Below are 16,441 nucleotides of genomic sequence, written 5' to 3'. Positions count from 1 at the left end.
GGTCGATGGCGGGGTCCGTGCGGCGGTCGCGCTCGGCTGCGACGAGAGATGAGTCGGTACGTGCGAAGGTCGCCTGAAATATTCGCCTAGACGAATGTATTCTCCATGGCATGACCGAGAACATCGAACGAATCGTTGCCGCATCGCCTGCCCGCGTCTGGGAGCTCTGGACGACCGCGGAGGGCATCTCGTCGTGGTGGGCGCCAGAGGGCTTCCGCACTGACGTCACGAAGCTTGACCTCACGCCGGGCGGTGAGCTGGTCTACACCATGACGGCGGTGGCGCCGGAGCAGATCGCCTTCATGGAGCAGCACGGGATGCCGCTCTCAACCGAGTCCCGCAAGTACTTCACCGAGATCGCCGAACCTCACCGTCTCGCCTACCAGTCGGTTGTCGACTTCGTGCCCGACCATGAGCCGTACGAGCATCTGACGGTCGTCGAGCTCTCGTCCGTCGAGGGCGGCACGCGTATCGTCATGCAGGTCGAGCGGATGCATGACGAGGTGTGGACGCAGCGGCTACTCGCGGGGCGCGCCAACGAGCTGGACAATCTGGCGGCCCACGTCGCGGAGAGCTGAATGAGCGAGGGCATCCAGCCCATGCTCGCGGCGATCGCCGAGCCCACACGGTTCCGCATCGTGGAGCTGCTGTCGACGCGCGCGTGTACGGTCGGCGAAGTCGCCGAGGGCATCGGCGCGCTGCAGCCTCAGACGACCAAGCACATCCAGGCGCTCGAGGCTGCCGGCGTCATCCGGGTGCACAAGCTCGGGCGCAGGCGGGTCGCTCGACTCGACCGCGCATCCATGTCCATGCTCTCGTCGTTCTTCGGGCGGCTCGCCGTGCCCGACCCGGATGACGCCGTGCTTGAGAGCTACGAGGCGTCGATCGGGCGGGAGGAGGCTCGCCGGCCTGGCGACGACGGTGCCCGTGTCCTCACCTTCGAGCGGAAGCTGCCGTTTCCCGCGGCGGTGGTGTGGGATGCCTGGACCGACGCCGAGCAGGCCGCACAGTGGTGGGCGCCTCGTCATTTCCACGTCGACGTGTTCGACATCGCGCCGCAGGAGGGCACGCCGATCCGCTTCGTGCTGCACGAGGGGGATGGGGCGACTTACGAGTCCGTGGGCCGAGTCGTGGAGGTGCGGCCGCGCCGGCAACTGGTGTTCACGCTCGCCCCGGTCGACGCCACCGGAGTGCCGCTCTTCTCGGCCCGTCACACAGTGTCGCTGACAGAGGAGGACGGGATGACGACGGTCCGCCTCCGTATCGTGGTGTCCGAGGTCCGCGCTGAGGCGGCCCCGATGACCGCAGGCCTTGAGCCGGGGTGGAACCAACTGCTCGACGGTCTGCGACGCTCGCTCGCCGCACGTTGACGGCTCGGTACGGTCGAGGAGGTGTGACGTGGCGACGATCGACGACGTTCGCGCACTCGGCTCCAAGCTCGGGCCTTCCTCCCCGGCTACGTGTGCAGCCGTCTGAAGTTCCGGGTCAGGCAGGTCGTCGACGTCGTTCTCCCTCGATGGACCCGTCAGGGGCTTGGATTCCCGCCTGAGGAGTGCGCGGCACTCCCACGGGGTGCGCGCCCCCTTCGCGTATCTGCCGGAGGGGCGTCGTTCGTGCATCTGTGCTGTGCCCGCACGAACGGAGAGACCCCTGATGGGTCGCCACCGATACAAGCGCACCCCCGACCAGCCGCCTGCGCACCGCGAGCGTGAGGTGCCCGTGGTGCTCCCGCACGTCGTGATGACGATCGCCGACGACGGAGCCATGACCGTGACGGTCGATGGGCAGACGTAAGAGCTGGAGCCGTATGCGCCGCCGTGGAGTCAGGAAGCGTTCGCCGTGCTCATCGACCAACTCCTGAACCTGCGGCAGTGACCGATCCGCGTCGACGTCCGCGAAGCAGACGGCACCGGTCGTCCATGCCCGGCGATGACACGCGCCTGGTGACGTATCTCTCGGCCGTGAGCGCAGGTTCACTTCCGGCCTCAGGACATCAACCGACTTCTGCTGCCCGTCCCCTGCCAGGAAACCCCGATCCCAACGCCTCTGGGCAGGGAAGGGCGTCAGCTCCTGGGAGGACGCCCGAGCTGTGGAGGCGCGGACCTTTCGCGCGCCGGAGGCGCGCTTGGGAAGGACAGCCTGAGCTGGTCGCCGCGAAGCGGCTGCTGGCGAAGCCCTTGTCGCGCCGGAGGCGCTTGATGGTTTGAGCCGGGGCGTCGCGGAGCGACCGGGGGTGAAGCGCCGGAGGCGCCCCGGGAAGAGCGGTGGGGTGCCGGCTAGGCGCCCGGGAGGAAGCCGACCCGGTCGCGGACTTCGGCCATGGTGCGCCGGGCCACCGCACGGGCGCGCTCCGCGCCCGAAGCCAGCATCCGGTCCAGCTCGGCCTCGTCGGCCAGCAGCTTCTCGGTGCGCTCGCGGATCGGGGCGAAGGCGTCGATGACCGCTTCGGCGACGTCCTTCTTGAAGGTCCCGTAACCCTGCCCGGCGTAGCGGGCCACCAGGTCGGGGATCGGCGTGCCGGTCAGCGCGGACTGGATGCGCAGCAGGTTGGAGATCCCCGGCTTGGCCTCCTCGTCGAAGCGGACCTCGGTCTCGGTGTCGGTGACCGCCCGCATGATCTTCTTGCGCAGCGGCCCCGGCTGCTCCAGGACGTCCAGGATGCCCGCGGGGCTGGAGGAGGACTTGGACATCTTGGCCGACGGGTCCTGCAGGTCGGTGATCTTCTCGACCTCTTTGAGAATGAACGGCTCGGGGATCGTGAAGGTGTCGCCGAAGCGGTGGTTGAAGCGCTGGCCGAGGTCGCGGGTGAGCTCCAGGTGCTGCTTCTGGTCGGCGCCGACGGGCACGCTGTTGGCCTGGTAGAGCAGGATGTCGGCGGCCTGCAGGATCGGGTAGGTGAACAGGCCGACACTGGCCGCGCTCTCCCCGAACTTGGCCGACTTGTCCTTGAACTGCGTCATCCGCGCGGCCTCGCCCATGCCGGTCTGGCAGTTGAGTATCCAGGCCAGCTCGGAGTGCTCGCGGACGTGGGACTGCACGAACACGGTGGAGCGTTCCGGATCGAGCCCGGCGGCGAAGAGCTGGGCCGCGGCGACGCGGGTGCGGCGGCGCAGCGCGGCGGGCTCGGTGGGCACGGTGATCGCGTGCAGGTCCACCACGCAGTAGAAGGCGTCGTGGGTCTCCTGCAACGTGACCCATTGACGAACCGCACCCAGGTAGTTGCCCAGGTGGAAGGAGTCCGCGGTGGGCTGGATGCCGGAGAGAACACGAGGTCTGGCCATGACACGTAATTGTGTCAGGTATCGGCTTCGGGCGGCGACTCCACGACAGGGCGGCGTTTCACCCGCACCTTGGCGATCCGGCGGCCGTCGAGCTCGATGACGGTCAGGTCGAAGCCGCTCGCCTCGACGACGTCGTTCACCTCGGGCACGTGCCCGAGCATCGCCATGACGAAGCCGGCCAGCGTCTCGTACGGGCCGTCGGGCAGGCGGATGCCGGTCTCGTCGGCGAAGTCGTTGAGGTTGGTGAGCCCGTCGATCTCCATCACTCCGGCGGGCAGGATCACGGACTGGTCCTCGACGTCGTACTCGTCCCTGATGTCGCCGATGAGCTCCTCGACCAGGTCCTCCATGGTGACGATGCCCGCGGTGCCGCCGTACTCGTCGATGACGATGCACATGTGCTGGCCCTCGTCGCGCATCTCGGAGAGCGTGTTGAGCAGCCGCTTGGACGCGGGCACGAACTTGGCCGGCCGGATCGGCACCAGCTCGCTGAGCGGCTCGGTGCGGCCGGTGAGCACGGGGTCGAGCAGGTCCCTGACGTGCACGAAGCCGATGACCTCGTCGTAGGACTCGCGGTAGACGGGGAAGCGCGAGTGGGGCAGCGCGGCGGCCAGCACCGCCGCCTCGGCCAGCGGCGTGTCGGCCTCCATGAACTCGACCTCGGTGCGCGGCAGCATGAGCTCGCGGAGCTGGCGCTTGCCTGCGGCGAACACCTCGGCGATCAGGTTGCGCTCGTCGGGGGTCAGCTCGGCGTGGCCGACGACCATGTCGCGCAGTTCCTCGGTGGTGACCTCCTCGCGGTCGGCCTGCGGGTTGCCGCCGAGCAGCCGGACGACGCCGTCGGTGGACTTGGACAGCGCCCAGATGACGGGCCGCGACAGGGCGGCGAGGCGGTCGAGGAACGGGGCGACGACCAGCGACAGTCCTTCGGCCCGCTGGAGCGCGAGTCGTTTGGGGGCGAGTTCTCCGAGCACGAGGGAGACGTACGAGATGGCCAGGGTGACGAGCACCAGGGCGAGCACGCCGGCGATGGCGACGGGCACGCCCCAGCGTTCGAGCAAGGGGCTGAGCTGCCCGCTGAGCCGGTCGGCGCCGAACGCGGCCGAGAGCATGGTGGCGACGGTGACGCCGATCTGCACGGCCGACAGGAAGCGGTTCGGGTCGCGGGCGAGCTTGGCCACGCGTTCGCCGCGGCGGCCTTGTTGGGAGAGCTTGCGCACCTGGCTCTCGCGTAGCGAGACCATGGCTATCTCGGCGGCGGCGAAGAACCCGCCGATCAGGATGAACAGCAGGACCACGGCGATGTTGGCCGCGACGGTGTCAAACATGGTGGTTGGCAGCGTATACGGGCCTCTTGCCGCGTATGCTGAACGGCAAGCCGTACAAAATCAAACATATTCGAACTGGAGTCAACATGAGGCTGCTGGTCACCGGAGGGGCAGGATACGTCGGCAGCGTCGTCGCGGCGCAGCTCGTGGAGGCGGGCCACGAGGTCGTCGTGCTCGACGACCTGTCCACCGGCCACGCGGACGCGGTGCCGGACGGCGCGACGTTCGTGCGGGCCTCGATCGAGAACGCGGGGCCGGCGCTCGACGGCGTCGACGCGGTGCTCCACTTCGCCGCCAGGTCGCTGGTCGGCGAGTCGGTGGAGAAGCCCGGACTCTACTGGGCCCACAACCTCGGCGGCACGCTGGCGCTGCTGGAGGCGATGCACGAGCGCGGCGTCCGCAAGATCGTGTTCTCCTCGACCGCGGCCACGTACGGCGAGCCGGAGCAGTCGCCGATCAGGGAGAGCGACCCCACGCGCCCGACCAACCCGTACGGCGCCTCCAAGCTGGCCGTCGACACCGCGCTGACGGCCTTCGCCGGGCTGCGCGGGCTGGGCGCGGTCAGCCTGCGCTACTTCAACGTGGCCGGCGCCTACGGCCGCTACCGCGAGCGTCACGCGGTGGAGACCCACCTCATCCCGAACGTGCTCAAGGTGGCCACCGGCGAGCGCGAGTCGGTCAGCGTGTTCGGCACCGACTACCCGACGCCCGACGGCAGTTGCGTGCGCGACTACGTGCACGTCGCCGACCTGGCCAGGGCCCATCTGCTGGCGCTCGGCGCCTGCCGAGAGGGCGAGCACCAGATCTACAACCTGGGCAACGGCACGGGGTTCTCGGTGCTGGAGGTGATCGAGGTCTGCCGCGAGGTCACCGGCCACGAGATCCCCGCCGTCGTCGGCCCGCGCCGGGCCGGCGACCCGGCCGTCCTGGTGGCCTCGTCGGAGCGGCTCCAGCGTGAGCTGGGCTGGAAGCCGGAGCGCACCGAGCTGCGGGACATCGTCGCGGACGCCTGGGAGGCGCTTTCCGGGATTTGACCCCTATCGGCGGTCGATATGTGCTGTGATACCGAAATGTGAGGAGCTTTTCACCAAGGGTGACGAAGGTGCTCTTCGGCGCCGTGCTCGTGGCGGGTTGCGCGACGGCCGCGGCCGGAGTGGTGTTCGCCACGCCGAAGCCCGTGCCGGCCATACCGGCGTCCTCGGCGAGCTGCCCGGCGCCTACCGGAGAGTGACCCGGGCGCGCGCCCGCACGGACGCGCGCCTTCTCGTGGTACGGATCAGATCAGGCCCAGCGACTTGACCGCGTCGCGCTCCTCGGCGAGCTCCCGCACCGAGGCATCGATGCGCTCACGGGAGAACGCGTCGATCTCCAGCCCCTGGATGATCTCGAACCTGCCGCCGGCCGCCCGCACCGGGAACGACGACACCAGGCCCTCGGGCACCCCGTAGGAGCCGTCGGAGACGATCGCGGCCGAGGTCCACTCGGTGCCGTTGACCCAGTCGTAGACGTGGTCGATGGCGGCGTTGGCGGCCGAGGCCGCGGAGGACGCGCCGCGGGCCTCGATGATGGCCGCGCCGCGCTTGGCGACGGTCGGGATGAACGTGTCGCGCAGCCACTCCTGGTCGACCTGCTCGGCGGCGACCTTGCCGCCCACCTCGGTGTGGAACAGGTCGGGGTACTGGGTGGCGGAGTGGTTGCCCCAGATGGTCATGTGCTTGATCTCGGTGACCGGCACCTGGAGCTTGGCGGCCAGCTGCGAGATCGCGCGGTTGTGGTCGAGGCGGGTCATCGCGGTGAACCGGTCGGCCGGCACGTCGGGGGCGTGCTGCTGGGCGATGAGCGCGTTGGTGTTGGCGGGGTTGCCGACGACGAGCACCCGGATGTCGTCGGCGGCGTGGTCGTTGATGGCCTTGCCCTGCGGCCCGAAGATGCCGCCGTTGGCGCCGAGCAGGTCGCCGCGCTCCATGCCGGCCTTCCGCGGCATGGCGCCGACCAGGAGGCCGACGCTGGTGCCGTTGAACGCCACGTTGGGATCGTCGGTGATCTCGATGCCGGACAGCAGCGGGAAGGCGCAGTCGTCGAGCTCCATGGCGGTGCCCTCGGCGGCCTTGACCGCCTGCGGGATCTCCAGCAGGCTCAGCTTGACCGGGACGTCAGGCCCGAGTAGCTGGCCCGACGCGATGCGGAACAGCAGCGCGTAGCCGATCTGTCCGGCAGCACCGGTGACGGTCACCTTGACGGGCGTGGCCATGGCCTTTCCCCTAACTCGCAAGCTGATGCGTTGACTTTCGGATGTTACCCGGTCGTCATTCGCAGGCTTCCATCGCGGGCACCTTCGTCTCCGGCTCGAACTCCACGTTGCCGAAGTGTTTCGCGAGCAGCTCCTTGACCACGCCCTTGCGGTAGAGGTCGGCCAGCACGCCGGAGATCGCCTTGCACGTCCGCGCGTCGCCCTTGCGCAGGCCGACGCCGTAGCGCTCGTCGCTGAGCCCGGCGCCGAGCAGGCGGAAGCGCACGTTCTCCCGGCCGGCGAACCCGGCCAGGATGAGGTCGTCGCCGGGCACCGCGTCCACGGTGCCGTCGAGCAGCATGTTCATGCATTCGGCGTAGTTGCCTGCGGGCACCGGGTGGACCTTCACCTTGTCCTGCACGGCGCCCACCGACGGACTGTTGACCGCGCAGATCTTCTTGCCCTTCAGGTCGCCGAGCGAGTCGATGGGGCCCCGGTGGACCAGCACGTCCCGGTGGGCCAGGTAGTAAGGGCCGGCGAAGGCGACCTCGGGGTCGTCGACGATCGAGTAGGTGGCCACCACGAGGTCCACGCTGCCCTCGGCCAGCGCGCGGACCCTGGTCGCCGGGGAGACGGCGACGAACTCGACGTCCCGGGCCCCCAGCCCTTCTGCGACGCGGCGGGCCACGTCGACGTCGAAGCCCTCGAACGCGTCGCCGCGCCGCAGCCCGACGCCGGGCAGGTCGGCCTTGACCCCGATGACGATCTTCCCGGTCGCGGCCACCTTCTCGGCGACGCTCGCGTACGAGGGCGGCAGCGGGTCCTCCGTGGGGCCGGGATCCGGGCCGAGGGCGTTCAGCGGCCAGCCCTTGACCACCGTCATCGCGGCGATCGTCGCGACCACGGCCAGCGCGGCGGCGAACGCCACCCACCACTTCGCCCGTCCCCGCTTCCTGGGCGGCGCGGGCGCCTGACCGCCTCCGGCCTCCCGCGTCGGGACCCCGGCGCCCTGCGCGCCCGTGCCGCCATGGGCCGGAAGACCCTGCGCGCCCGTGCTCCCCTGAGCTCCGTGCGCGCCCGTGCCTTGCGCCGGTCCGTACGTCCCCGTACCCCCCGGAGTTCCGTACGCGCCCGTACCGGAGCTGTCGTGACCCTGGACCGCGCCGGCGGCGGCGTGGCCGGGCGGGTCCTGCGCGCCCGTGCGGCCGGAGACGGCGGGGAAGCCGGTGACGGCCGAGGCCGTGCCCGGGGCGGGGACCGAGACGCGGCTGAACGGGGTGGTGTCGTCGCCTGCCACCTGCACCCCCCGGGTCAGCAGCGCCGTGGACGCCCCCACCGTCTCGGGCTGCCCGAGCAGCCGCAGCAGGATCTGGTCGGCGGACGGCCGGTCGGCGGCGGACTTGGACAGCGCCCCCCGCACCACGCCGCGCAGCGGCTCCGGCATCATCCCCACGTCCACCTCGTGGGTGAGGATCCGGTTGAGCACGGTCGCGATCGAGTTGCCCTCGAAGACGGCGACCCCGGTGGCCGCGAACGCGATCGTCGCCCCCCACGCGAACACGTCGGTGAACGGCCCGATCTCCTCGCCGGCGATCTGCTCGGGAGCCATGTAGGCGGGGGTGCCGATGGCCCGGCTGGTGATCGTCCCGGTCGAGTCGATGATGCGGGCGATGCCGAAGTCGACCACCCTCGGCCCGTCGGCGGCGATGAGGACGTTGTCGGGCTTGAGGTCGCGGTGGATGATCGAGGCGTGGTGGATGGCGGTCAGCGCGGTGGCGGTGCCGATGGCCAGCCGGTCGAGCACGGTGCCGGTGAGCGGCCCGTCGGTCTCGACGATCTCGCGCAGCGCCCGCCCGTCGATGTACTCGCTGGCGATGTATGGAGTGTCGCCGTCGAGGTCGGCCTCCATCACCCTGGCGGTGCAGAACGACGCCACCCGCTTGGCCGCCTTCAACTCACGGGCGAAGCGGGAGCGTGCGCTCTTGTCGCCGGTGAATTTCACGTGCAGCAATTTGACGGCGGCCCGCTCGCCGTGCTGGTCGACTCCGAGAAAGACGATGCCCTGCCCGCCCTCGCCGATCCTTCCGGTCAGCCGGAACGAACCCAGCTGGGTGGGATCGCCGGCCACGAGCGGCGAGATCTGCGGCATTCCACTTCCCCACGTGTCCAATGAAGCCCGACGAGGCAAACTTTACGACGTTGCGGAACTTCCCAGAGAACCGTTAACCGTTCGTGACGTCACGTTTCGCGGACACATTCACCTGTCGCAGGCCGACCGGAGGTGGAACTCCCAGCTGGACTCGCCGAAGAGCGGGTCTTCACCGGAGGAACTCGTGGTCTGGCTCCCCCACCAGCGCTCCACCCGCAGCACCAGTTCGGGGACCGTCGCCTGGGCCCGGTCGCAGTCGACGACCTCCAGGCCGAGCGTCATCGAGAGCTTCTCCCCGGAGCCGACGGTCACGGGAAAGGCGGGGCTCTCGACCTCGGCGAGCCGGATCCCGTCCGCGCGCAGGCCCACACCGGTGACGGTGACGGGGAACCAGCCGTCGTTGACGACCGTGTGCCGCAGCCGCATGCTCGTGTACCGGATCCGGTCGGCGTCGTCGCTGAGCACGGAGATGTGGGGGTCAGGTGCGCCGTGCGTCAGCCTGGGCACGGCCAGCCCGCTGACCGACGCGCCCAGCACCAGCAGCACCACGGCAGCGAGGGCGCCGAACGCGGCACTCATCCGCCGGACCTCGCGCTTACCGGCCGTCCCCGCGCTGTGATCCAGCCGGTCCCACACGTCGTCGGATATCACTCATGCACCCCTGTCACCTCGATGGGCATTCTGCTACTTTCTCCCGGGGTGACGAGGGGTATTTCGTGGGGTTAATTCTTTTTCTGGTGTTCCTGGCGGTCGCGGTCCCGCTCACACTCCGTGCCCAATCCGGGCCGGTGACCCGGGAGGCGATGAACCGTTTCTCCCGCGTACACCAGGTTGAAGTCACTCCCTACAACGGCACGGCGATTCTGCGTTATCTGCATGTCACGCAGAGTCTGATGTGGGCCGGAATGGGCGTCGGATTCGCCGTCATGTTCGCGCAGGCCCCCGGAGAATCGTTCACCGTCAGCCCTTTCTGGCCGATCGCCGGATGGTTCTGCGGTTTCGCCGCGGCCGAAATGGTGCTGGCTCGCCGGGGCGGGCCTCTGGGGCGTCCGCTCGGCCTGCGGCTGGCGCCGCCGCAGGCGACCGGGCTGTGGGTGTTCGCCGCCATGGTGTCCGGCGCGATCGCGCTGGCCTCCGTGCTGCGCTCGTTCCGGACCGAGGTGGATCTCGCCGAGCGCGGCTGGGCGGTGTTCACGCTCGCCGTGGTGCTGACGGTGAACCTGCTCGTCATGGGGCTGCGGCGGCGGCCGCTCCGGGCGGGGCCCGCCGACCTGGTGTCCGCCGAGTGGGCCATGCGGTCCCGGTCCGCGCGCCTGCTGCTGGCCGGCGGGACGATCGTGGCGATCTGGTCCGCGCCGGGTGGCGGCTGGTCCTCCCAGGCGGAGAGCATCCGCTCGCTTCTCGGTCTCGTCGTGTCGCTGCTGGCCTGGTACATGACACTTTCGCCCGAACGCCTCACCCAGGCGGGCCGGCCGCTCCGGTGGCAGGTGGTCGCCGCCGTGCTGCTCACGCCCGTCCTCGCGGCCGGCTGGAACGCCGCCGTCGCCGAGCCGGACGAGCAGCCGCAGTCGCCTCTCACCGAGCCCCACGCCAACGCGGCCCTGTTCGCGTACGTCGCCGAGGTAAGCGGCCAGTGGGAGCTGGCCACGATTCCGAAGGGACGCGAACCGGACGACGAGTGGGACGAGAGCACCTGGGACTTCGGCGGGTTCTCGCTGGACAGGGCCGTCACCCGGCTCGCCACCGGCGACGGGGGCAGGCAGGAGGGGCCGCTGGCGCTCAGCGGCGACGGCCACCACGTCGTCTACCTCGACTCCGTCACGGACCGCCTGGTCGTCCAGCACCTGTCAGAGGCCACCCGGCGCGACCTCACGGGGCCGCTGCCCGCCCACGCCGTCCCCCGGCCGCTCCTCTCCCACGACGGCCGCCTCGCGGCGCTGGTCTCCGGCACCGGGACCGAACTGGTTGACACCGCCACGGGTGACAGGACCGCCCTGCCCGGCGTCAGGCGCGTGCTCGGCCTCGGCCCGTACGGCGTGGTCGGCACCACCGGCCACCGCGCCCTGCCCGGCGCGCCCGGCACCGAGCTGGTCACCCTGGACCCGCGGGGCCGGGTGCGCAGCCGGGCGCCCTTCGACCCCACCCTCCCAGCCCTGGCCACGCGGGACGGACGCTCCCTGATCGTGTTCACGGACGACGAGGCCGTCACCATGGACGCGCGCACGGGCCGGGTGACCGATCGGGCGGCGTTGAAGCTGCCCCGTCACCACGGCCCGCCGGAGCCGCTGGGCTGGTCGGCGGAGGGCAGGCTCGCCGTGCTGATCGAGCCCGACGGCGACGACGGCCACTACCACCTGGTCGACCCGGGCACCGGCAGGTCGAGCCCGATGAAGGGTGTCATGGACAAGCTCGACCACGGCGTGTTCGGGCTGATCCCGTGAGCGCGTTCTGGCGGCTGTGCGTGGCCGCGGCGGCGGCGCTCGCCGCGGCGTGGCTGATCAACGGCGGCGGCCCGCCGCCGGTGGAGTTCCTGAGCCCGGAGCCGGCCCCGCCGGCCACCCCCGCCCCGGCCGCGGTGAAGCTGACCGGGCCCGCGCCCGCCCCCGTCCGGTACGCGTACGAGCCGCACTGCAACGACGGGACCGACGGCTGCCGGCACCACATCCTGGTGTCGGCGACGGGTCAGCAGTGGTGGCTGGAGGGCGCCCACGACGACGCCCCGTTCGCGCTCTCCTCCGACGGCACCCTGGTCGTCCACCCGTTGGGTGACCGGTTCGTCGCCAGGGACCTGACCACCGGCACGGTCACGAAACTGCCCGTCAAAACGGAGGAATCGGTCGGGGAGATCTTCGGCTCCCAGCAGCCGCTGCTCTCCCTCGACGGCCGCCACCTGCTCGTCCAGCACGACCACCTGGACGAGGACGTCGAGGTCGTGCTGGAGCGCCCGATGATCGTCGACATCCGGCGCGGCACCGTGCGCCGCCTGCCGAAGGGCGAGCGGGTCGCCGGCTGGACCACCGAGGGGCTCGCCCTGGTGACCGACCACCCCGCCCGCGACCTGCCCGGCTATGCCACCTCTGCCGCGTACGTGATCCGCTCCCCCGGCGGCCGGGTGGTGCGGCGCTTCACCGTACCCGGCAACCTGGCCCACGGCCTGCCGTCACCGTCGGCCCGCACGCTGGCGACGCTCGCGAAGGAGATCGCCCCGCACGACGTGGTCAGCACCGGCATCCTGCTGACCGGCACCGGAAACGGAAAGACCCTCCGCACGGTCGTGCCGCGACTCCCGGAGGGCCTGCGGGCCGACGCCCTCATCCGCTGGGAAGGTGAGGACGCCCTGCTCGTCCGCGCCGAAGACCGACACGGCAAGATCTCCTACCACGTCGTGGACCTCGCCACCGGGGCCGCACGGGACCTCCGCGTCGCCATGGCAGCCGTCTCCGACTACCTGCTCGCCCCGGCTGAGCTCTCGGTGCTGATCGGGTCGGTCCGCTAGTAGGCCAGCGCCTTCGCCTTGTACGAGGCGCGCAGGAACGGGTTCTTGAACTTCGGGTACGCGATCGTCGACGGGTCGCCGTCGGAGGTGTAGCGCATGTCGGGGTTGGCCTTCAGCCAGTCGAGCCAGGCCGTCGAGCAGAACTGCGCGCAGTCGCCCTTCTTGTCCATCGCCCTGATGCGCGGGATGCCCAGCGCGTCGAACGACTTGCTGAACGGCGACGCCGCAGGCGTGTAACCGGCCAGGAAGACGCCCTGGTGGTGGTACGACTTGCCGCGCGCCGCCCACTCCTTCTTGCGCGGCTGCACCCCGTACGGGAGCGCGATCGTCACCGGCTTGACCCCGGCCAGCTCGTTGATCTCCTTGCCGATCGAGCCGATCTGCTCCTCCACCTGGTCGTGCGTGCGGGCGCGCAGGTTGTAGTGGTCGCGGGTGTGGTTGCCCAGGTCGAAGCCGTTCGACTTGAGCCACAGCAGCGTCTGCGCCTGCTCCTCGCGCACGTGCTTGCCGAACATGTCGCGGGTGATGTAGAAGGTCGCGACCGGGCGGAACCCGGAGTGCTTGGCGGCCACCTCGCGCATGATGGCGACGGCGGTGTTCGCCTTGGGCGTGCCCATCGCGTCCAGCGTGAGCTGGGACGGGGAGGAGTCGTCGAAGGTGAGCACCACCGGGTGCTTGCCGGCCGGGATGTCGATCTTCCCGGTGACGAACTCGGCCGCGGTGACCGGCACGTAGTTCTCCTTGGCCAGCCGTTCGAGCTCGGTGCGGAACTGGGCGGGCGTGCGGTCGTCGGTGGTCCCCGGCTTGTCGACGATCCGGTGGTACATGAGAACCGGGACCTGGCCCAGCTCGTTGGCCTTGACGGCCGCGGCCGCCTTCGCCTGGGCGGCCTTGAACAGCTGCTGCTTGGCGGCGCTGTCGGCCTTGGCGTCCTTCACCTGGGTGACCGGCTCGGAGCCGCACCCCGACACGATCACGGCGACCGCGACCGCACCCACGCCACCGATGAAACGCAGTCGCATTCGAACCCCCCGAGACGCGCACGACTGTTATGGAGGGCTCTTACCCAGCTGATCAACCGCGGCGCACCAAGGGATCGTCCGGGAAGCGGAAAGGGCCGCCCGGAGGCGGCCCTTCACGTGAGACGGCGGTCAGGCCATCTTCTTCTTCAGGTTCTCGTCCAGGGCCGCGAGGAAGTCCTGGGTCGTGAGCCACGCGGCGTCGCCGCCGACCAGGAGCGCGAGGTCCTTGGTCATCTGGCCGCCCTCGACCGTCTCGATGCAGACCCGCTCCAGCGTGTCGGCGAACTCGGTCACCGCGGGGGTGTTGTCGAGCTTGCCGCGGTGGGCGAGGCCACGGGTCCACGCGAAGATCGAGGCGATCGGGTTGGTGGAGGTGGGCTTGCCCTGCTGGTGCTGGCGGTAGTGGCGGGTCACGGTGCCGTGCGCCGCCTCGGCCTCGACGGTGCGGCCGTCGGGGGTCATGAGCACGGAGGTCATCAGGCCGAGCGAGCCGAAGCCCTGCGCCACCGTGTCGGACTGGACGTCGCCGTCGTAGTTCTTGCACGCCCAGACGTAGCCGCCCTCCCACTTGAGCGCGGCGGCGACCATGTCGTCGATCAGGCGGTGCTCGTAGGTGATGCCGGCCTTCGCGAAGTCGTCCTTGAACTCGCTCTCGAACACCTCGGCGAAGATGTCCTTGAAGCGCCCGTCGTAGGCCTTCATGATCGTGTTCTTGGTCGACAGGTAGACCGGGTAGTTGCGGTCCAGGCCGTAGCGCATGGAGGCGCGGGCGAAGTCGCGGATCGACTCGTCCAGGTTGTACATCGCCATCGCGACGCCCGAGCCCGGGAAGTCGTACACGTCGAGCTCGATCGGCTCGGAGCCGTCCTTCGGGGTGAAGGTGAGGGTGAGGGTGCCCTCGCCCGGCACCTTCAGGTCGGTGGCGCGGTACTGGTCGCCGAAGGCGTGACGGCCGACGACGATCGGCTTGGTCCAGCCCGGCACGAGCCGCGGCACGTTGGACATGATGATCGGCTCGCGGAAGATGACGCCGCCGAGGATGTTGCGGATCGTCCCGTTGGGGGACTTCCACATCTGCTTGAGGCCGAACTCCTCGACCCGCGCCTCGTCCGGGGTGATGGTGGCGCACTTGACGCCCACGCCGTGCTTCCTGATGGCGTTGGCGGCATCGATGGTCACCTGGTCGTCGGTGGCGTCACGGTGCTCGATGCCGAGGTCGTAGTACTTAAGGTCGATGTCCAGGTAGGGAAGGATCAGCTGGTCCTTGATGAACTGCCAGATGATCCGGGTCATCTCGTCGCCGTCGAGTTCGACGACCGGGCCCTCCACCTTGATCTTGGGCATGCGAACGGTTCCCCTTCATGAATGAATGCGTTGAGGCTATCGGACGCCTCGTCAGCGAGAGAAAAGGGACTCGATCAGGGCCTTCGCGGCCGGGTTGTCGAGCAGCAGCGAAGTCAGCACCAGCATGAACCCGGCCAGCCCGAGCGTGACCGCGTCCGCCTTCCGGCCGCGCACCGCGAGGGGCCCGCCGAATCCGGAGAAGCGCAGTGCGGCACCGATCATGATGACACCGCCCAGGGCGAATCCGCCCCAGCGCGGGTCGATCAGGAACACCAATCCCACGGCGACGGCCGCACCCGCCAGAATCAGCGGGTACGGCCCCCAGCCCTCGCGTTCGACGTCGTCACGCAGGCTCATCGCTCGTCGATCGGCTTCCACTTCTGGTCGGTCTCGCCGATGTACTCGCTGTCCGGGCGGATCAGCCTGTTGTCGGCGTGCTGCTCGATCACGTGCGCCGTCCAGCCGGACATGCGGCTGATCGAGAACACGGGAGTGAACAGGTCGGTCGGGATGCCAAGGTAGTGGTAAACCGAGGCCGCGTAGAAGTCGACGTTCGGATAGAGGCCCTTCTCCTCGAAGACGACCTCCTCCATCTCCTTGGACATCCGGTAGTAGGTGTCGTCGCCGGCCGACTCGGCCAGCTCCTGCGACATGCGGCGCAGATGGGTGGCGCGCGGGTCTTCGGTCTTGTAGACCCGGTGGCCGAAGCCCATGATCTTCTCGCCGGCACCGAGCTTGTCACGGACCGCCTGGGCGACGCCGGTCGGCGAGATCGACTCCAGGGTCTTCATGACCTGCTCGTTGGCGCCGCCGTGCAGCGGGCCCTTGAGCGTGCCGATGGCCGCGACGATGGCGGAGTGCATGTCCGAGAGGGTAGCGGCGCAGACGCGGGCGGCGAACGTGGAGGCGTTCATCGTGTGGTCGGCGTGCAGCACCAGGCAGGTGTCGAAGATCTCCACCTCGCGCTGGGAGGGGACGCGCCCGGTGATCTGGAACAGGAAGTTCGCCGCGGTGCTCAGGGAGGGGTCGGGATCGGGGGCGGTCGCGCCGGTGCGGGCCGCGTGGTAGCGGGCCACCAGCAGGGGCTGCTGGGCGGTCAGGCGGGCGGCCTTGCGCAGGTTGGCGTCGGGGGCGTTCGAGTCCTTGTCAGGGTCGTCCGCGCCGGACAGCGACACGTAGCTGCGCAGCGCCTCCATCGGTTTCTGTTTCTCGGCGATCTCGGAGATGTTCGCCGAGACCAGCTCGCCGAGGTCACGGCCGCGCACGAGGTCGTCGCCGTACTCCTGGAGCTCGGCGCGGTCGGGCAGCTTGCCTCGTTGCAACAGGTACGCGGTCTCCTCGAAGGTCGCGCGGCCGGCCAGATCGTGGATGTCGTATCCCCGGTAGAACAGCCGACCTGCTTTTCCGTCGATGTCGCTGAGCGCTGTGGACGCGGCGACGACGTCAGCCAGGCCTTTGGTGGGCTTGTCCGCCATGAGTGTTTCCTCCGCTTATCTTCGCCCGAAGTCTACCCGTGAGCAGGCAAAACCGTCCGCAGAGGTCCAGACCAATTTCACGCGCGATTCTGCTTTCGGCAAAGGCGATTCCGCAT

16 protein-coding genes are annotated in these 16,441 nt (G+C 69.8%); 7 read left to right on the top strand and 9 right to left on the bottom strand.

Annotation, left to right across the window (positions count from 1 at the left end):
• The first annotated feature begins 110 nt into the window (after positions 1-110).
• From AB0K05_RS00905 to AB0K05_RS00895, 3 genes are all read left to right on the top strand, one after another.
• Positions 111-578, top strand: a complete 468-nt coding sequence (locus AB0K05_RS00905; protein ID WP_271276606.1) for an SRPBCC domain-containing protein — start codon at positions 111-113, stop codon at positions 576-578.
• A complete protein-coding gene (locus AB0K05_RS00900; RefSeq protein WP_271276607.1) occupies positions 579-1,370 on the top strand; it encodes an SRPBCC domain-containing protein in 792 nt (263 codons plus the stop codon).
• Positions 1,371-1,653: 283 nt separating this feature from the next.
• Complete coding sequence (locus tag AB0K05_RS00895) at positions 1,654-1,794, top strand: hypothetical protein (protein WP_364225385.1); 141 nt, start codon at positions 1,654-1,656, stop codon at positions 1,792-1,794.
• Between the two features lie 482 nt (positions 1,795-2,276).
• On the opposite strand, the gene trpS is transcribed toward AB0K05_RS00895, so the two are convergent.
• A complete protein-coding gene (trpS, locus tag AB0K05_RS00890) occupies positions 2,277-3,281 on the bottom strand; it encodes a tryptophan--tRNA ligase (protein ID WP_364225382.1) in 1,005 nt (334 codons plus the stop codon).
• A gap of 14 nt (positions 3,282-3,295) precedes the next feature.
• A complete protein-coding gene (locus tag AB0K05_RS00885) occupies positions 3,296-4,609 on the bottom strand; it encodes a hemolysin family protein (protein ID WP_271276609.1) in 1,314 nt (437 codons plus the stop codon).
• Between the two features lie 86 nt (positions 4,610-4,695).
• Between AB0K05_RS00885 and galE the strand changes: the two genes are divergently transcribed.
• Both galE and AB0K05_RS00875 read left to right on the top strand, forming a co-directional pair.
• On the top strand, positions 4,696-5,643 hold the full coding sequence (gene galE, locus AB0K05_RS00880) for a UDP-glucose 4-epimerase GalE (RefSeq protein ID WP_271276610.1): 948 nt from the start codon (positions 4,696-4,698) through the stop codon (positions 5,641-5,643).
• 59 nt (positions 5,644-5,702) lie between these two features.
• Positions 5,703-5,840: a hypothetical protein gene (locus AB0K05_RS00875; RefSeq protein ID WP_364225377.1), complete on the top strand. Its 138-nt coding sequence runs from the start codon at positions 5,703-5,705 to the stop codon at positions 5,838-5,840.
• A 45-nt stretch (positions 5,841-5,885) separates the two neighbouring features.
• Here AB0K05_RS00875 and AB0K05_RS00870 read toward each other — a convergent pair whose 3' ends face one another.
• From AB0K05_RS00870 to AB0K05_RS00860, 3 genes are all read right to left on the bottom strand, one after another.
• Entirely contained in the window at positions 5,886-6,860 is a 975-nt protein-coding gene (locus AB0K05_RS00870) for a malate dehydrogenase (protein ID WP_148036921.1), read from the bottom strand.
• 55 nt (positions 6,861-6,915) lie between these two features.
• The gene (locus AB0K05_RS00865) at positions 6,916-8,988 is read right to left on the bottom strand and encodes a serine/threonine-protein kinase (protein ID WP_364225373.1); all 2,073 of its coding nucleotides are present in this window, start codon (positions 8,986-8,988) and stop codon (positions 6,916-6,918) included.
• 108 nt (positions 8,989-9,096) lie between these two features.
• A complete protein-coding gene (locus tag AB0K05_RS00860; protein ID WP_271276613.1) occupies positions 9,097-9,639 on the bottom strand; it encodes a hypothetical protein in 543 nt (180 codons plus the stop codon).
• 254 nt (positions 9,640-9,893) lie between these two features.
• On the opposite strand from AB0K05_RS00860, the gene AB0K05_RS00855 reads away from it, so the two are divergent.
• Both AB0K05_RS00855 and AB0K05_RS00850 read left to right on the top strand, forming a co-directional pair.
• Positions 9,894-11,429 (top strand): hypothetical protein, encoded by a 1,536-nt coding sequence (locus AB0K05_RS00855; RefSeq protein WP_364225370.1) that lies wholly within the window; start codon positions 9,894-9,896, stop codon positions 11,427-11,429.
• The gene (locus AB0K05_RS00850) at positions 11,426-12,484 is read left to right on the top strand and encodes a hypothetical protein (protein ID WP_364225367.1); all 1,059 of its coding nucleotides are present in this window, start codon (positions 11,426-11,428) and stop codon (positions 12,482-12,484) included. The genes AB0K05_RS00855 and AB0K05_RS00850 overlap by 4 nt, the downstream gene beginning before the upstream one ends.
• On the opposite strand, the gene AB0K05_RS00845 is transcribed toward AB0K05_RS00850, so the two are convergent.
• The 4 genes from AB0K05_RS00845 to AB0K05_RS00830 all read right to left on the bottom strand — a co-directional run bounded on the left by AB0K05_RS00845 (position 12,481) and on the right by AB0K05_RS00830 (position 16,325).
• Complete coding sequence (locus AB0K05_RS00845; protein ID WP_345483043.1) at positions 12,481-13,506, bottom strand: polysaccharide deacetylase family protein; 1,026 nt, start codon at positions 13,504-13,506, stop codon at positions 12,481-12,483. The two genes, AB0K05_RS00850 and AB0K05_RS00845, sit on opposite strands and share 4 nt — an antisense overlap.
• Before the next feature lie 129 nt (positions 13,507-13,635).
• Positions 13,636-14,850: an NADP-dependent isocitrate dehydrogenase gene (locus AB0K05_RS00840; protein WP_148036915.1), complete on the bottom strand. Its 1,215-nt coding sequence runs from the start codon at positions 14,848-14,850 to the stop codon at positions 13,636-13,638.
• 51 nt (positions 14,851-14,901) lie between these two features.
• Positions 14,902-15,207: a DUF3017 domain-containing protein gene (locus AB0K05_RS00835; protein ID WP_148036914.1), complete on the bottom strand. Its 306-nt coding sequence runs from the start codon at positions 15,205-15,207 to the stop codon at positions 14,902-14,904.
• Positions 15,204-16,325, bottom strand: a complete 1,122-nt coding sequence (locus AB0K05_RS00830) for a citrate/2-methylcitrate synthase (protein ID WP_148036913.1) — start codon at positions 16,323-16,325, stop codon at positions 15,204-15,206. The genes AB0K05_RS00835 and AB0K05_RS00830 overlap by 4 nt, the downstream gene beginning before the upstream one ends.
• Positions 16,326-16,441 lie beyond the last annotated feature (116 nt).

It is taken from the genome of Nonomuraea sp. NPDC049486 (assembly GCF_040676925.1).
GTDB classification, from domain to species: Bacteria; Actinomycetota; Actinomycetes; order Streptosporangiales; family Streptosporangiaceae; genus Nonomuraea; species Nonomuraea ferruginea.
The sequence above is the reverse complement of the archived record's forward strand: the minus strand, read 5'-3'. Positions and strand labels throughout refer to the sequence as shown.

Excerpts from the sequence above, each read along its gene's own strand:
- galE (WP_271276610.1), top strand. The coding sequence starts at position 4,696 with ATGAGGCTGCTGGTCACCGGAGGGGCAGGATACGTCGGCAGCGTCGTC.
- AB0K05_RS00885 (WP_271276609.1), bottom strand. The coding sequence starts at position 4,609 with ATGTTTGACACCGTCGCGGCCAACATCGCCGTGGTCCTGCTGTTCATC.
- AB0K05_RS00855 (WP_364225370.1), top strand. The coding sequence starts at position 9,894 with ATGGGCGTCGGATTCGCCGTCATGTTCGCGCAGGCCCCCGGAGAATCG.
- AB0K05_RS00835 (WP_148036914.1), bottom strand. The coding sequence starts at position 15,207 with ATGAGCCTGCGTGACGACGTCGAACGCGAGGGCTGGGGGCCGTACCCG.
- AB0K05_RS00900 (WP_271276607.1), top strand. The coding sequence starts at position 579 with ATGAGCGAGGGCATCCAGCCCATGCTCGCGGCGATCGCCGAGCCCACA.
- trpS (WP_364225382.1), bottom strand. The coding sequence starts at position 3,281 with ATGGCCAGACCTCGTGTTCTCTCCGGCATCCAGCCCACCGCGGACTCC.
- AB0K05_RS00845 (WP_345483043.1), bottom strand. The coding sequence starts at position 13,506 with ATGCGACTGCGTTTCATCGGTGGCGTGGGTGCGGTCGCGGTCGCCGTG.
- AB0K05_RS00895 (WP_364225385.1), top strand. The coding sequence starts at position 1,654 with ATGGGTCGCCACCGATACAAGCGCACCCCCGACCAGCCGCCTGCGCAC.
- AB0K05_RS00840 (WP_148036915.1), bottom strand. The coding sequence starts at position 14,850 with ATGCCCAAGATCAAGGTGGAGGGCCCGGTCGTCGAACTCGACGGCGAC.
- AB0K05_RS00870 (WP_148036921.1), bottom strand. The coding sequence starts at position 6,860 with ATGGCCACGCCCGTCAAGGTGACCGTCACCGGTGCTGCCGGACAGATC.
- AB0K05_RS00905 (WP_271276606.1), top strand. The coding sequence starts at position 111 with ATGACCGAGAACATCGAACGAATCGTTGCCGCATCGCCTGCCCGCGTC.
- AB0K05_RS00865 (WP_364225373.1), bottom strand. The coding sequence starts at position 8,988 with ATGCCGCAGATCTCGCCGCTCGTGGCCGGCGATCCCACCCAGCTGGGT.
- AB0K05_RS00830 (WP_148036913.1), bottom strand. The coding sequence starts at position 16,325 with ATGGCGGACAAGCCCACCAAAGGCCTGGCTGACGTCGTCGCCGCGTCC.